The sequence below is a fragment of the Microbacterium paraoxydans genome, from assembly GCF_900105335.1.
GTDB classification, from domain to species: domain Bacteria; phylum Actinomycetota; class Actinomycetes; order Actinomycetales; family Microbacteriaceae; genus Microbacterium; species Microbacterium paraoxydans.
Genome location: NZ_LT629770.1, coordinates 3,472,595 through 3,487,256, shown reverse-complemented (window position 1 = coordinate 3,487,256; position 14,662 = coordinate 3,472,595). Strand labels below are relative to the sequence as shown.

The window sequence follows — 14,662 nt, the reverse complement described above, 5'->3', positions numbered from 1 at the left end:
CCTACGGGCGGGCGCCGACGCTCCCCCTTGGCGCGCCGGACGCTCAGTGGCCGACGACGATGAGCAGGATGCCGGCGATGACCGCGGCCCCGCAGAGCACGAAGCAGCCGTAGGCGCCCACGAGGGCGAGGGTCTTCTGCCCTTCGGTGAGCGGGCTCTTCCTCGCTGCCTTCGCCGCCTGCTTTGCGGCCCGCTTGAGCTCCTTCTCGGAGATCACCGTGATGGCATCGGTGAACTCCGCGGGGCTGACGACGGGCGCTCGTCCGCTGCGCACGAGCAGACGCAGCCCCAGGGCGTAGAAGGTGACGATGGCAGCGGCGCCGATGAGCGCGGCAGCGAACACCTGCAGAAAGGCGATCCAGTCGATCGTGACGTTCATGCCGAGTCCCCGTTCTGCGACGCGTCGGACGAGGAGACGCTGCCGGTCTTCGCGGCCTTCGCGTCGGCCTTGGCCTTGGCCTTCTTCTTCGCCTTGTCCTTGGCTTCGGCCTTCGCCTTCTCCTTGGCCTCGGCGCGGGCCTTCGCCTCCGCCTTCGCCTGGGCGATGCGCTGCTGGCGACGCGTGGGCGGCGGTGTATCCGGGACCTCGACCGCGAGGTGGGACTCGGCGACGTCGCTCATGGCGTTGGCCGGGGTGACGGCGTTGCGCCGGGAACGCATGTACAGCCCGAGGATGATCACCACGGCGAGCACGGCATCGATGGCCACACCCCAGGGACCGAGCCAGACGACGAGCAGCGCCGCCAGGGCGCCGACCCCTCCGGCCGCGGGCAGGGTCAGCAGCCAGCCGACGCCGATGCGACCGGCCGTCCGCCAGCGGACCGTCGAGCCGCGGCGACCGAGACCCGATCCGATGACCGATCCCGAGGCCACCTGCGTGGTGGAGAGGGCGAAGCCGAGGGCGCTGGAGGCGAGGATCGTGGCCGCCGTCGAGCTCTCGGCCGCGAAGCCCTGAGCCGGCTTCACGTCGGTCAGGCCCTTGCCCAGCGTACGGATGATGCGCCAGCCGCCGAGATACGTGCCGAGGGCGATCGTGAACGCACAGGCGACGATGACCCAGAGCTCGGGCTCGTGGTGCGCACCGGACTGCCAGCCGATCGTGATCATCGCGAGGGTAATGACGCCCATCGTCTTCTGTGCGTCGTTGGTCCCGTGGGCGAGCGCGACGAGGGACGACGTGAAGATCTGACCCCAGCGGAAGCCGTCGCGCCCGTCGGGCTTGCCGTCGTAGCGCCGGGTGATCGAGTAGGCGATCTTCGTCGCGACGTACGCGATGATCCCGGCGGTGATCGGGGCGATGAGAGCGGGGAGGACGATCTTCGACAGCACGGCGCCGAAATCGATGCCGCCGAGGCCGGCGCCCACGAGCGTCGCACCGATCAGACCACCGAAGAGGGCGTGGGAGGAGCTGGACGGGAGGCCGAGCAGCCAGGTCAGCATGTTCCAGGTGATCGCGCCGATGAGTCCGGCGAAGATCAGCGAGAGGAACAACTCCGCCCCTGCGGCGATGATGGCATCCTCCTGGATGATGCCGCCGGAGATGGTCTTGGACACCTCCGTCGACAGGAAGGCGCCGACGAGGTTCAGCAGGGCGGCCAGGAGCACCGCGGTCTTGGGCTTGAGCGCTCCGGTCGCGATGGGCGTCGCCATCGCGTTCGCGGTGTCGTGAAACCCGTTCGTGAAATCGAAGAAGAGTGCCAGCGCGATGACGAGCACGACGATGAGGGCTGCGGTTTCCACCGTTCGCTTTCGGTCTTGAGGAAGAGGGAGATGTCGACGGGATCGACGTGACGAACGAAGAGTTCACCGTGGGTTTGACTTCCGTTTACCGGCCCCGGTAAATCCTGCCACCGTCCCCCGTGCCGGTCAACTCGACCTGGGATAGCGTGGGACGGTGACTGATGCCCCGATCGCCGCCCGCCGTTCCACCCTCCGCACACACCACGGCGACACGGTCGACGACCCGTACGAGTGGCTGCGAGCCAAGGACTCCCCCGAGGTCATCGCGCACCTGGAGGCGGAGAACGCGCACACCGAAGCCGAGACCGCACACCTTGCAGATCTGCGGGAGACGCTGTTCCAGGAGATCAAGGGCCGGGTCCAGGAGACCGACCTCTCCGTGCCGACGCGACGCGGAGACTGGTGGTATTACAGCCGCACCGAGGAAGGCGCGCAGTACGGCATCCACTGCCGCGCCGCCGCTCTCGAAGGCGACTGGACGCCCCCGCGGCTCGAGCCGGGGGTGCCGGTGCCCGGCGAGGTCGTCCTGCTGGACGGCAACGCCGAGGCGGAGGGGCACGAGTTCTTCTCGCTCGGCGCGTTCGACACCTCCGACGATGCGACGAAGCTGCTGTGGTCGACCGATTTCGAGGGCGACGAGCTCTACACCGTACGTGTGCGCGACCTGGAGACGGGCGTCACCCTCGACGACGAGATCCCGAACACCGGGGGCGCGTTCTTCACCCCGGACGGCACCGGGATCCTCTACACGACCCGCGACGACGCCTGGCGTCCGGACACTCTGTGGCTGCACCGGCTCGGGACCCCGGTGTCGGACGACATCACGCTGTTCCACGAGCCCGACGAGAAGTTCTGGCTCGGCGCCGGGATCACGCGCAGCCGTCGCTACCTCGTGATCGGCGTGGGGTCCAGCATCACGAGCGAGGAGTACCTCGTCGACCTCGCGGGCGACATCACCGCGGAGCCGCGCACGGTGTGGCCGCGGCGGGAGGGCGTGGAGTACTCGCTCGAGCACGCGGTCGTGGACGGCGAGGACCGCCTGCTCATCCTGCACAACGACGACGCCCTCGACTTCGAGCTCGTCTCCGTGGCGGCGGACGACCCGCAGGGCGAGCGCCGCGTCGTCGTCGCGCATCAGCCGGGACGACGACTGCTCGGGGTGGACGCGTTCCGCGACTTCGCCACGGTCGAGTACCGCAGCGAGGGCCTCGAACGGGTCGGGCTCCTCGACTACGCGACGGACGCCGTGGAGGAGCTGCGGTTCGACGAGCCCCTCTACTCGGCGGGCGTCAGCGGCAACCCCGAGTGGCACTCCCCCTTCCTGCGTCTCGGCTACACGTCGTTCGTCACCCCAGGCACGGTCTACGAGCTCGACCTCGCGACGCGGGAGCTCGTCCTCCGCAAGCAGGTGACGGTGCTCGGCGACTACGACCCCGCCGACTACGGGCAGCGGCGGGAATGGGCCACCGCGGAGGACGGCACGCGCGTGCCGATCTCCCTCGTCTGGAAGCGCTCCTTCGGAGAGCCCGGTGCGACCGCACGTCCCGTCCACCTCTACGGCTACGGCTCGTACGAGCACTCGATCGACCCCGGCTTCTCCGTCGCCCGGCTCTCGGAGCTGGACCGCGGGGTCGTCTTCGCCGTGGCGCACGTGCGCGGCGGCGGCGAGATGGGCCGGCAGTGGTACGAGGAGGGCAAGCTCCTGCACAAGCGGAACACCTTCACGGACTTCGTCGCCTGCGCCCGGCACCTCGTCGACGAGGGCACCACGACCCCGGCCCAGCTCGTCGCGGAGGGCGGCAGCGCGGGTGGTCTGCTGATGGGCGCGGTCGCCAACCTCGCCCCGGAGCTGTTCGCCGGGATCCTCGCGGCTGTGCCGTTCGTCGACGCGTTGACCACGATCCTCGACCCCTCGCTCCCCCTCACGGTGATCGAGTGGGACGAGTGGGGCGACCCGCTGCACGACCCGGAGGTGTACGCGTACATGAAGTCGTACACGCCGTACGAGAACGTGCGCGACGGCGTGGAGTACCCGCGGATCCTCGCGGTGACCTCGCTGAACGACACCCGCGTGCTCTACGTGGAGCCCGCCAAGTGGGTCGCCCGGCTGCGGGAGGCCGGCGCGGAGGACGTGCTGCTCAAGTGCGAGATGGTCGCCGGGCACGGCGGCGTGAGCGGACGGTACAACTCCTGGCGCGAGCGGGCGTTCGAGCTCGCCTGGCTCCTGGACACCCTCCACCTCGCCTGACGGCATCAGGCACTCGCGCGGCATCAGGCGCGAGTGGTTCTCGCTGCCTGAGCTCGCGAGGAGGCCTGCACTCGCGCATCCAACGACTGATCCTGCACAGGGCGAGGATTTCGCGAGCTGATTCCTCATCCCGAGAGCGGCGATGGAGAGTACGGCGCGAGCGCTCAGGGTGGAGGGGTGGGACGCACGAGGGTCGAGGGCTGGGTTCGAGAGCAGGGCGGATCGGCGCATTCGTCGCGGGTACGTGAGGCGGGTTTCACCGAGTACCAGATGCGTCGCGCGGTGCAGGAAGGCAAGCTCGAGCGTGTGCGCCGGTCGTGGCTCCTCCTCCCCGATGTCGATCCACGGCGCCGGGCGGCTGCTTCGGTCGGCGGGAGAGTCACCTGTGTGAGCGCTGCAGCTCTCGCCGGATGGTGGGATGTCGGGGCCACGGACGTACACGTCGCTCTCCCCCGTACCGCTTCTCGATTCGACCGCGGCGGCGTGGAGGTGCACTGCGCGCAGGGGCCTGTGCCCGTGAATCCGCGAGCGGCGGTCGACCCCGTCCTGGATGTCCTCTTCCAGGTCGCGCGATGTCGGCCGCCGGTCGAGGCCCGCGCGATCTGGGAGTCCGCCATCCGCCACGGAGCGGTGGAGCTGGATACGCTCGCGCGGGTGCGGTGGCGGTGCCACGCCGCTGACCGCCTCGCTCGAACCGTCCGCGGCCGGTCGGACTCCGGTCCCGAGACGGTCTTCGTCGAACGGATGCGCGCGATCGGCATCGACGTGCGACAGCAGGTGTGGGTGGACGGCCATCCGCTCGACGGTGTCATCGGCGAACGGCTCGCCATCCAGATCGACGGCTTCCGCCACCACAGCGCCGCGGGCGATCGGCGGCGAGACCTCGCAGCGGACGCGAGGCTCGCGCTCCGCGGCTACACCGTCCTGCGATTCGACTACCACCAGGTCATGGTCGACGACAGTCATGTCGAGGACACCGTCCTGGCCGCGCTCGCGCAGGGGCTCCATCGCGCAAGCCATCGGGCGACGGGTCGGTAGCAGACCCGAGCGCAAGCCCAGGCCCTCGCGCGAGAACAGGCATGGAAGACAGCACGATGCCTGAACCCGCGCGAGGGCCTGACACCGCGCGAGGCAGTGAGAACAGGCGAGCGGACGGGCACAGGCACTCGCGCGAGAACAGGCAAGAAAGACAGCAAGATGCCTGAAGCGGCGCGAGACCCTGAAGCCGGGCGGAAGTCAGCCGAAGAGGGCGGCGGCCTCGTCGTAGCGGTAGCGGGGCACGGTGTTCAGCTCACCGAGAGCATCGGCGAACGGGACGCGGACGATGTCGGTGCCCTGCATCGCGACCATCTGCCCCCAGGCGCCGTCGACGATCGCGTCCGCGGCGTGCAGGCCCAGCCGGGTCGCGAGGACGCGATCGAACGCCGACGGCGAGCCGCCGCGCTGGATGTGCCCGAGGATCGTGGCACGCGTCTCGATGCCCGTGATCCGCTCGATCTCGGGGGCGAGCAGGTCGCCGATGCCGCCGAGCCGCGGGCGGTTGAACGCATCCAAACCCTTGTCGCTGTAGGCCTCGTCCATACCGGCGAGCTTGAAGCCCTCGGAGACGACGACCAGCGGCGCGCGACCGCGATCGTGGGCGCTCGTGACCAGAGCGGTGATCTCGTCCAGCGACATCGGCACCTCGGGGATGCAGATGACGTGCGCGCCCGCGGCCATTCCGGCGTGGAGCGCGATCCAGCCGACGTGACGGCCCATGACCTCGGCGACCATGCAGCGTTGGTGGGAGTCTCCCGTGGTGCGGAGCCGGTCCATGGCGTCCGTGGCGATGTTCACGGCCGTATCGAAGCCGAACGAATAGTCCGTGGCACGGAGGTCGTTGTCGATCGTCTTCGGAACACCGAGCACCTTGATGCCGTCCTTCGCGAGGCGGTCCGCCGCGGCGAGGGTGCCTTCGCCGCCGATCGCGACGATGCCGTCGATCTTGTGCCCGTAGAGAGTCTTCGCGATGTTGTCGGCGCCTCCGCGCTCCCCCTCGTAGGGGTTGGTGCGGCTGGTGCCGAGGATGGTGCCGCCCACCTTGGACAGGCCCTTCACCTCATGCCGCGTCAGGGGCATGAAGTCGCCCTCGACGACGCCGCGCCATCCGTCGCGGATGCCGACGAACTCGAGGTCGTAGGTCGTGGTGCCCTTGAGCACGATGCCGCGGATGACCGCGTTGAGTCCGGGGCAGTCGCCGCCGCTCGTCAGGATGCCGATCTTCATGCTGCTGCCTTCGGAGGTCGAGGGATGGGGGTGCGGCGACAGTGCCTGCGATCGACACTAGCGCGCCGCCCCCTCACGTGGCCATTCGAGCGCGTCGAAAATCGGGGATCTTGACGGCTGCGGCGAGCGATCACGCCGAACTTCGCGTTCCGGCAGGATAAGGCCTCGGAATCGCCGTTAAGAACCCGTGTTCTTGACGGCGTCTCAGCGCCCGCCCAGAGCCTCGCGCAGAAGATGCGTGAGCGCCGCCAGCTGCACCGACTCGCTCCCCGTCTCCTCCGTCGCCTCGCCGTCCAGAGCGCGGGCCGCGAGGCCCTGCTTCTGGTCGATGAGCTCCGCGATCTTCGTGTCGATCGTGTGGGCGGCGATGATCCGCCACGCCGTGACCGGCTCGTCCTGCCCGATGCGGTGCACGCGGTCGATGGCCTGCGTCTGCTCGGCCGCCGTCCACGACAGCTCCGCGAGCACGACGTTCGACGCCGCCTGCAGGTTGAGCCCGACGCCGGCCGCCGTGAGCGAGCACACCGCGATGCCGACCTCGGGGTCGCCGTTGAAGTCGTCGATGGCCTGCTGCCGTGCCGTGTTCGTCTGGTCACCGCGAATGGATACCGCGCGGATGCCGGCCGAGGCGAAGTGCGCCTCCGCCTGGTCCATGACGTCGATGTGCTTCGCGAAGAACACGACCTTGCCGACCGACCGCTGCAGCTGTGCGGCGTAGTCGGCCGCGAGGAGGGCCTTCGCCTGACCGATGCGGCGCACCATGGTGAAGACGTTGTCTCCCCCGGTACCGGCGGCCTTCGACTCCTCGAGCTCGTTCTGCGCCACGAGCCGGACAATGTCGTCGTCGATCTCTCCGGGCGCGAGACCGCGGTCGCCGCGTGCCTCGATGATGCGGCGGTAGCGGGCGGCCAGACGCTCTCCCAGTTCGCGCTCGGCCTGGCGGATGCTGCGACCGAACTCGTCGTCGAGCTGCACCGGCAGATCGGCGACCAGCTTGTCGGGCAGGTCGGCGGCGACATCCTTCTTCTTGCGCCGCACGATGCCCATCGAGATCACCGCGTCGCGGGCCTCCGGGTAGAAGGCCTTGTCCGCCGGCGTGAGCCCCGTCGCGTCGAGCTTCTCCATGAGCTCCGGTCCGGGCTTCTCCCCGTTCGTCCAGCCGAGGAAACGCCAGATGGCGTCGAAGTCCTCGACGTCGTTGATGAGCGGGGTACCCGTGAGGGCGAGCATGAGCGGATCGTGCCCCGGGGTGCGCTCGCGCACCTGTGCCGCGAGCGACAGCACGTTCTGCGAACGCTGCGACGAGAGGTTCTTGATGAAGTGCGCCTCGTCGACGACCATGCCGCGCAGGCCGATCGACGCGAGCCAGGACATGTGACGGTCGAGGATCTCGTAGTTCACGATGAACACGTCGGCGAAGGCGTCGATGTCGTCGCCGTCGCCCTGGATGACCGTGGCACGACGCTGCGGCGTCCACCGCTCGACCTCGCGCGCCCAGTTCATCTTCACGACGTTGGGCACCACGACGAGCAGCGGATAGGCGCCGGCGACCGAGGCCGCGAGCACCGACTGCGCCGTCTTGCCGAGGCCCGGCTCGTCGGCGAGCAGGAAGCTGCGGTGCCCGGCGCGCACAGCCTCGAGGAAACGGGACTGGTGCACCATGACCTCGCGCCCCTTGGGCGAGATGTGGTCGAACTCCGGGGCCGGCGGAAGCTCCATCGAGGCCGCGGCACCGCCCGCGCCGGTCTCGAAGGCCTTGTACAGCGGCCCCATGAGCTCCCAGCCGTCGAGGCGGCGGCGGGGCGTGCTGGCCGGTCGCGGGGTCAGGTCGGGCGCAAGGAACGGGTTGGCGAGCTGACGGGCCTCCACCGAGGGCGGGGTGACCTGACGCTCCGCGATGGCCGCGGGCACCACGGGCGTCTGCACGGGCGCCGGGTCGGCGATGATGAGCTCCTCTGGCGGGAGCTCCGCGCCGGACTCGAGCAGCCAGTCGCGACGCATCCGCTTCGCGACGGGCGACGTGGCCTGGTCCGCTTCGAGCAGCTGGATGAGCGACGTGTCCCGTGCGGCCGTCTTCGCGAGGATCGTCGCGACGCCGTCGAGGCGCTTGAGCAGCTCGGCGCGGGCCGCGTCGGTGATCTCGGAATCGGCCTTCACGCGGGCACGCTCCTCGCGCACCAGGAAGGCGATCACCTGGAACTTCGTGCGGTTCGTGGGGCCCAGCTTGCCGCGCTGGGACTTCGCCTCGATCTCGCGCACCTTGCGCGCGAGGATCGGGATGAGCGGTGCCTCGTCGTCGCGACGGGACGTCTTCTTACGCCGCGGGGCGGCGGTTGCCGTGGTCGGCATGCTCCTCCTGAGCCTGAAGGGCTCCGGCGCCTCCGGGGAGCCGCGAGCCGTTCTCGTCGTCCGCGTGTGGCGTGAGCCAGGACCGTGCGGACTGTGGATCGGTGTTCCCTCCGGAGCACGCGATGAGTGCGGGACCGGCGGGAGCCTGATCCCATTCTATGTCATCGCGAGCACCGGCCGCGGAACCACGGCGCCGTCGTGTTACGCGGACACGTCCAGAATGGTCGCGGCCTGCGTGACATCGGCGGCCATCTGCTTCATCAGCTTCTCGATGCCCTCGAAGGCGACCATGCCGCGCAGCCGCTCGACGAACTCGACCGTCACGTCGTGACCGTAGAGATCGAGTCCGGTCTCCCCCAGCACATGCGCCTCGACCTGCCGCACGAGCACGTCATCGAAGGTGGGGTTCGTGCCCACCGAGATCGCCGACGGGTGCCGGATGCCCGTGTCGTGGTCGACGAGCCACCCCGCGTAGACGCCGTCCGCCGGCACGAACGCATCGACGATCGTGGAGAGGTTCGCGGTCGGGAAGCCGAGCTCTCGTCCGCGCTTCAGGCCGTGGACCACCACGCCGCGCACGTCGGGATATCGGCCGAGAGCGCGAGTCGCCTCCGCGACGTCACCGGCCATCAGGAGCTCGCGGATCCAGCTCGACGAGACGCGACGGCTGGACCCCGGGAGGTAGACGTCGTCGACGACCTCGACGGTGAAGCCGTACCGGGGGCCGAGCTCCCGCAATAGGTCGGGGGTGCCCGCGCCTCGGTGCCCGAAGCGGAAGTCGGCGCCCACGAGGATGGTGGACACGTGCAGCGCGCCGACGAGGATATCGGCGACGAAGTCCTCCGCACCGACGGCCGCGAGCGTCTCGTCGAAGGTCAGCACGAGCGTCGCGTCGAGCCCGAGCTCGCCCAGGAGCTCCAGCTTGCGGTCGACGGTCACGACGTTCTCGGGGCACCGGTCGGGGCGGATCACAGCGAGAGGGTTACGGTCGAACGTCACCGCGACGGCCCGGCTCCCCGACGCCGCGGCGGCCTCTTCCAGGCGACGGATGACGGCGCGGTGCCCCTCGTGCACGCCGTCGAACTTCCCGATGGCGACGGTGCTGGGACCGTAGTTCTCCGGCACCTCGTCCGGACTCCGGAACACGATCACGCGGCGACCTCGACCGGTCGCGCGGCGTCGACGGGCCGGTGCGTGCGCAGCCACCAGATGCCGAAGATCGGGAGGACCAGGGGGATGAAGAGGTAGCCGCGGCCGAACAGCGACCACACGGTCTCGTGCTGGAACAGGTCGGGCAGGACGAGGCTGAGCACGCCGACGACCAGCACACCGGTGAGCTCGAAGACGATCGCCACCCACGCGACGGTGTACCAGCCGCGACGACGCGCGAAGACGAGCGCGAGCGTCGCCAGGACGTACACGACCGCGGCGAGCGCCGAGAGGCTGTAGGCCAACGGGGCCTCGTCGAAGCGACGGACGATCTGCACGAAGCTGCGCCCGGTGGCCGCCAGCGCCATCACGGCGTAGACGATCACCAGGACACGACCGATGCCGGTCATCCGAGTGGAGGGGGCGGTGGAGCTCATAGCGCATTCCATCCTAGAGCCGGGCGAGCCGCCCTGCGTCCGCGCCGGCTGGCGCTCAGGCGACCTGGACGGTCCAGATCACCTGCATGCGCCACAGCATGATCGCGATCGCGAGGGCGGCCACACCGAGCACGACGGTGCTCCACCGGCTGCGTTCCATCAGCGCCCAGAGCACGGCGCCGATCGGAAGCAGGGCCGCCGAGACGAGGTACACCCAGAGCTCCAGCAGGTCGCCGGTGGGCGGGTTCCCCGCGAGCGGCGCGACGATGGCGACGACGATCTGCACGATCAGCAGCACCTCGACGAGAGCCAGCGCGCCGACGGAGAAGTCGCTGGGGCGACGGCCGGCGAACCCCGCGCCGAGGCAGAAGAGCCCGGCGGCGATGGCGATGACGATCTGCACGATCGTGAACCACAGGATCATCGGGAGGCCTCCGGCATGTTCATGGCGCTCTTCACATCGGCACCGCGCTTCTCGACGATCCCCACCAGGCCGCCGTCGTCTTCGATGGCGGCCGCGAGCGGGCCGTCCAGCCGCGCAGCGGCGCCCGCCACTCGCTTGCCGTGCCGCAGATCGCGTGCCTCCTCCGCCGAGACGCGGAGGACGGGGAGGACGCGGCCGGCGGCCTCCCCGGGGGTGAGCACGGGAGCGCCCTCGAGGGCGTCGATCGTCACGGCGTCGCGCACGTCGAACGGGCCGACGCGGGTGCGGCGGAGGGCGGTCAGGTGGCCGCCGACGCCGAGGGCGGCGCCCAGGTCGCGGGCCAGCGAGCGGATGTAGGTTCCGGACGAGCAGTCCACGACGACATCGAGGTCGATCGCGTGATCGTCGCGACGTCGCGCGATGACGTCGAACCGGGACACGACGACGTCTCGCGGCTGGAGGGCCACCTCCTCCCCCGCACGGACGCGGTCGTAGGCGCGGCGGCCGTCGACCTTGATCGCCGAGACCGCGCTCGGGACCTGGGAGATCGCGCCCGTCAGAGCGGCCACTCCGGCATCGATCGCCGCATCCGCGATCGCCGCGAGGGCGCTCTCATCCGCGCGGTGGAGGGTCTCGCCCTCCGCGTCATCCGTCGAGGTGACGGCACCGAGCCGGATGGTCGCCTCGTAGGTCTTGTCCGCGCCCACGATGTAGGTGAGGAGGCGGGTCGCGCCCTCGATGCCGATGACGAGCAGTCCGGTGGCCATCGGGTCGAGGGTACCGGCGTGACCGACCTTGCGGGTGCCGAAGGCCCGACGAGTGCGGGCGACGACGTCGTGACTGGTCAGCCCGCCGGGCTTGTCGACGAGGAGGATGCCGGGGGTCGCCATCCCTCCAGCCTACCGAGGCAGGGAGCGGTGCCCGCTCGCCTAGGCTGGAGGGATGGCCGCGCCCGCACCGTCTCCCGCGACGATGACGCCCCTGCTCGGCTGGTACGCCTCCGCGGCGCGCGACCTTCCCTGGCGCCGTCCGGACTTCCATGCCGCCTTCGGCGCCTGGGGCGTCCTGGTGAGCGAGTTCATGCTGCAGCAGACGCCCGTGACCCGCGTGATCCCGCACCTCGACGCGTGGCTAGCGCGCTGGCCGACACCCCTGGCGATGGCGGCCGCGTCCACTGCGGACGTCGTCCAGCAGTGGGCGAACCTCGGCTATCCGCGGCGTGCCCTGTGGCTGCACCGTGCGGCCGTCGAGGTGGTCGAGCGCCACGGCGGCGTCGTGCCGCGTGACGTCGACGCCCTCCTCGCCCTCTCCGGGATCGGCGACTACACCGCCCGTGCCGTGGCCGTGTTCGCGTACGGCGACCGTCATCCCGTCGTCGACACCAACACCCGGCGCGTGCTGGCCAGGGCGGTCGAGGGACGAGCGCAACCGGGGTCCCCGTCCCGCCGCGACCTTGCGCTCATGGCGGCGCTGCTGCCCGCGGACCCCGCAGAGGCCGCCGTCCTCAACGCCGCGGCTATGGAGCTCGGCGCGACGATCTGCACGTCCCGTGCGCCCCGATGCGAACGCTGCCCGCTGGCGGACGGGTGTGCGTGGCTCGCGGCCGGCCGACCCGACACCGGGGATGAGCGACGACGACAGGCCGCGTACGAGGGTTCGGACCGCCAGGCCCGCGGCGCCGTGCTCCGGCTCCTGCGCGCCGCCGCCCCCGCCGCAGTCCCGCTTACCGCCGTCCTCCCGGACTGGCCCGACGTGCGTCAGCGGGATCGTGCGATCGACTCCCTCATCGCCGACGGGCTCGCGGAAGCCGACGGGGAGGGCCTCTCCCTGCCGCGGTGAGCGCGCCTCAGAGGTACTGTTCGGTCCTGTGCGCGAGCACCGTCAGCTCGACGCGATTGCGGACGTCCAGCTTCGCGAACACGCGTCCCAGGTGCACCTCGACCGTCCGGACGGAGATCGACAGGCGCTCCGCGATCGCGCGGTTCCCCGTGCCTTCGACGGCGAGCATGGCCACCTCCAGTTCCCGCGGTGTCAGTCGCTGGGCCCAGGCGCTCCGGCACACGAAAAGATACGCGCCGCCCGTGACGTGCGGGTCGGTCTCCAGCCGCTGCAGACGCCGGCGGACGGCACGCCCCCACGCGCTCGCCCCGGCGGCCTCGAACAGCCTCTCGGCCTGCGCGAGGTGACTGCGGGCCGCGATCGGATCCCCGTGCAGCCCGGACCTGACCCCCAACAGCGTCTCGACACGGCCGCGGGCGAAGGGCGACCGAAGCCGTCGTGCCGCCTCTCGCAGGGTCTCCTGCTCCGTGCGCCAGGCACCGTCGCCGGACGCCGCGACGGCGTGACGCACGGCGTCGGCGAACTCCGTCTCCGGTGGGCGCACCGCCGGTGACGCCCGTCCGGCCTCGGGGACGAGCACGACCTCCTCCACCCCCGGCACCGCGAAGCGCGCCTGCGGCTCCCCGCGATCCCGCCACAGCCCGATCGCACCGGCGGCCGCCTCGAAGGAGCCGTTCAGGAACGCCTCGACAGCGCGGTCCACCAGTACGTCCATGTCTGCGGCCGGAGGCAGCACGGCGGTGAGAGCCCTGGCGATCGGACTGAAAGCGCCGAGGACCGCGAGATCGAGCCGCCGCGCCAGCACCACGCCGAGTCCCGCGAACGGGATCGCGACGGGGAGCTCGACCGCTGCCCGCCGCAGCAGCAGCCGGGCGCGACCGATGTCTCCCCGCCAGACAAGAAGCAGCACCTCGGTGACGATCCGGTAGGCCCGGCCCAGTGGGCTGTGCTCGAAACCGGGGATCATCGGATCGCGCTCCCCCACCCCGGGGAGATCCGCGGTCTGCAGCAGCCGCAGGCCCTCGTCGATGTCGCCGCCGCACGCGGCGTGCAGAGCCCCCGACACGGCGCCCAGCAGCCCGCCGGTTCCTGGCACGTCACCCGTGGCGACCTCCCCGGCGAGAAGGCCGCACAGCGACTCGACCGCGTCCCGCAGGACGCCGTCCCCGCCGACGCGCGAGGCCCCATCACGGACATCGGCGAGCCAGCGGCGACCCGCCCTGCGGTCGCCGCGCTCCGCGCACAGGATCGCCAGGAGCGCCGCGAACCGCGCCCAGGAGTCGCCGTCCCCCGTACGCAGCGGAGCGAGCCGCTGCGGATCGACGGCCGGCACCGCTCCGTACCGGAACGTGCGGGCGACGAGGAACGGTCCGAGCGCTCGCCCCCGACGGTGCTCGGCGGCACCGCAGACGAGGCTTCCCAACCATTCCTCGGCATCCGCCGCATGACCGCATGCGAGCGCCGCGCACCCGGCGAGCACTCGCGCCTCCTCGCCGATGTCGCCGGCCGCGTGCTTCGCGGCCTCGGCGGCGAGCAGCAGTACGCGTTCCTGGCGTCACTCTGCGGCAGCGGCGCGGGCACCTGCCGTCAGCACCGCTGCGGACCGTTGATCGCGGACGGCGCCCCCACGCGCGCGATGCCAGGCCGCAGCCACCCGATCTCGCCGCCGGACGGCGACCGCGGCCAGGCGCGCGTGCGTGTGCGCGACCTCAGCCGCAGAGGCGGCCGCGTGCACTCCCGTCTCCATCCGGGGGTCGGCGAACCGGACACGTCCCGCGTGGATCACCAGGTGCGGCGCGGCGCCGCTCGCCCGCACCTCCTCCACGCCGCGCCCGTCCACCGCGAGGACCGGATCGAGGTCATCCTCGAACGCCAGTGCCACGGTGAGCAACAGCAGCCGGTCCGGGGCCGACAGCATGCCGAGAGGGACGGCGTCGGCGACGGACGGCAGAGGCCACGGCAGCCGGCCGAGGCCTCGCCGCTGCTCCGGCGTGAGGCGGGCCGCCACCGCCATGACGGCCGCCGGGTCCGCCGGAAGCGCGGCGACGAGCCGCGCGGCCACGTGCGGGGCGCACGCGAGCTCCCGAGCCCGAAGCTCGTCCAGCAGCGCCTCGACGTCGCCGGGCGCGACGGACGACCCCGCAGGCGCGTTCCGAGACTCGATGTCGATCCCCCCCAGATCCACCGGTTGTCCCGCCGCGGACCTGAGGG

At 71.1% G+C, this 14,662-nt stretch carries 13 protein-coding genes; 3 read left to right on the top strand and 10 right to left on the bottom strand.

The annotated features are described in order from the left end of the window. Positions 1-43: 43 nt before the first annotated feature. Positions 44-379, bottom strand: coding sequence for a hypothetical protein (locus BLU02_RS16870; protein ID WP_025103191.1), 336 nt, complete (start codon positions 377-379; stop codon positions 44-46). Continuing rightward, complete coding sequence (locus BLU02_RS16865; protein ID WP_060922644.1) at positions 376-1,740, bottom strand: inorganic phosphate transporter; 1,365 nt, start codon at positions 1,738-1,740, stop codon at positions 376-378. The genes BLU02_RS16870 and BLU02_RS16865 overlap by 4 nt, the downstream gene beginning before the upstream one ends. A gap of 154 nt (positions 1,741-1,894) precedes the next feature. Here BLU02_RS16865 and BLU02_RS16860 point away from each other — a divergent pair, with 154 nt between their 5' ends. Together BLU02_RS16860 and BLU02_RS16855 are read left to right on the top strand one after the other, a co-directional pair. Continuing rightward, the gene (locus BLU02_RS16860; RefSeq protein WP_060922645.1) at positions 1,895-3,988 is read left to right on the top strand and encodes a S9 family peptidase; all 2,094 of its coding nucleotides are present in this window, start codon (positions 1,895-1,897) and stop codon (positions 3,986-3,988) included. A gap of 177 nt (positions 3,989-4,165) precedes the next feature. After that, a complete protein-coding gene (locus BLU02_RS16855) occupies positions 4,166-5,026 on the top strand; it encodes a DUF559 domain-containing protein (RefSeq protein WP_060922646.1) in 861 nt (286 codons plus the stop codon). A gap of 198 nt (positions 5,027-5,224) precedes the next feature. Here BLU02_RS16855 and BLU02_RS16850 read toward each other — a convergent pair whose 3' ends face one another. The 6 genes from BLU02_RS16850 to truB form a co-directional block, all read right to left on the bottom strand. Then, complete coding sequence (locus tag BLU02_RS16850) at positions 5,225-6,253, bottom strand: 6-phosphofructokinase (RefSeq protein WP_025103187.1); 1,029 nt, start codon at positions 6,251-6,253, stop codon at positions 5,225-5,227. Between the two features lie 204 nt (positions 6,254-6,457). Next, on the bottom strand, positions 6,458-8,602 hold the full coding sequence (locus BLU02_RS16845; protein WP_060922647.1) for a DEAD/DEAH box helicase: 2,145 nt from the start codon (positions 8,600-8,602) through the stop codon (positions 6,458-6,460). Positions 8,603-8,803: 201 nt separating this feature from the next. Continuing rightward, positions 8,804-9,754 (bottom strand): bifunctional riboflavin kinase/FAD synthetase, encoded by a 951-nt coding sequence (locus BLU02_RS16840; RefSeq protein ID WP_060922648.1) that lies wholly within the window; start codon positions 9,752-9,754, stop codon positions 8,804-8,806. After that, positions 9,751-10,188: a hypothetical protein gene (locus tag BLU02_RS16835; protein WP_231919606.1), complete on the bottom strand. Its 438-nt coding sequence runs from the start codon at positions 10,186-10,188 to the stop codon at positions 9,751-9,753. Before BLU02_RS16835 ends, BLU02_RS16840 begins: the two co-directional genes overlap by 4 nt. 55 nt (positions 10,189-10,243) lie before the next feature. Continuing rightward, on the bottom strand, positions 10,244-10,612 hold the full coding sequence (locus BLU02_RS16830) for a hypothetical protein (protein WP_060922650.1): 369 nt from the start codon (positions 10,610-10,612) through the stop codon (positions 10,244-10,246). Then, complete coding sequence (truB, locus tag BLU02_RS16825) at positions 10,609-11,502, bottom strand: tRNA pseudouridine(55) synthase TruB (RefSeq protein ID WP_060922651.1); 894 nt, start codon at positions 11,500-11,502, stop codon at positions 10,609-10,611. The genes BLU02_RS16830 and truB overlap by 4 nt, the downstream gene beginning before the upstream one ends. A 52-nt stretch (positions 11,503-11,554) precedes the next feature. On the opposite strand from truB, the gene BLU02_RS16820 reads away from it, so the two are divergent. Further along, positions 11,555-12,451 carry an iron-sulfur binding domain-containing protein gene (locus BLU02_RS16820; RefSeq protein WP_231919605.1) on the top strand — a complete coding sequence of 299 codons (897 nt, stop codon included), beginning with the start codon at positions 11,555-11,557 and terminating at the stop codon, positions 12,449-12,451. Positions 12,452-12,458: 7 nt separating this feature from the next. Here BLU02_RS16820 and BLU02_RS16815 read toward each other — a convergent pair whose 3' ends face one another. Both BLU02_RS16815 and BLU02_RS16810 read right to left on the bottom strand, forming a co-directional pair. Further along, positions 12,459-13,931 carry a helix-turn-helix domain-containing protein gene (locus BLU02_RS16815; RefSeq protein ID WP_060922652.1) on the bottom strand — a complete coding sequence of 491 codons (1,473 nt, stop codon included), beginning with the start codon at positions 13,929-13,931 and terminating at the stop codon, positions 12,459-12,461. A 75-nt stretch (positions 13,932-14,006) separates the two neighbouring features. After that, entirely contained in the window at positions 14,007-14,636 is a 630-nt protein-coding gene (locus BLU02_RS16810; RefSeq protein WP_083371064.1) for a hypothetical protein, read from the bottom strand. Positions 14,637-14,662 lie beyond the last annotated feature (26 nt).

Coding starts and splice junctions, on each gene's coding strand:
- BLU02_RS16870 (WP_025103191.1), bottom strand. CDS start 379: ATGAACGTCACGATCGACTGGATCGCCTTTCTGCAGGTGTTCGCTGCC.
- BLU02_RS16850 (WP_025103187.1), bottom strand. CDS start 6,253: ATGAAGATCGGCATCCTGACGAGCGGCGGCGACTGCCCCGGACTCAAC.
- BLU02_RS16845 (WP_060922647.1), bottom strand. CDS start 8,602: ATGCCGACCACGGCAACCGCCGCCCCGCGGCGTAAGAAGACGTCCCGT.
- BLU02_RS16835 (WP_231919606.1), bottom strand. CDS start 10,188: ATGAGCTCCACCGCCCCCTCCACTCGGATGACCGGCATCGGTCGTGTC.
- BLU02_RS16830 (WP_060922650.1), bottom strand. CDS start 10,612: ATGATCCTGTGGTTCACGATCGTGCAGATCGTCATCGCCATCGCCGCC.
- truB (WP_060922651.1), bottom strand. CDS start 11,502: ATGGCGACCCCCGGCATCCTCCTCGTCGACAAGCCCGGCGGGCTGACC.
- BLU02_RS16820 (WP_231919605.1), top strand. CDS start 11,555: ATGGCCGCGCCCGCACCGTCTCCCGCGACGATGACGCCCCTGCTCGGC.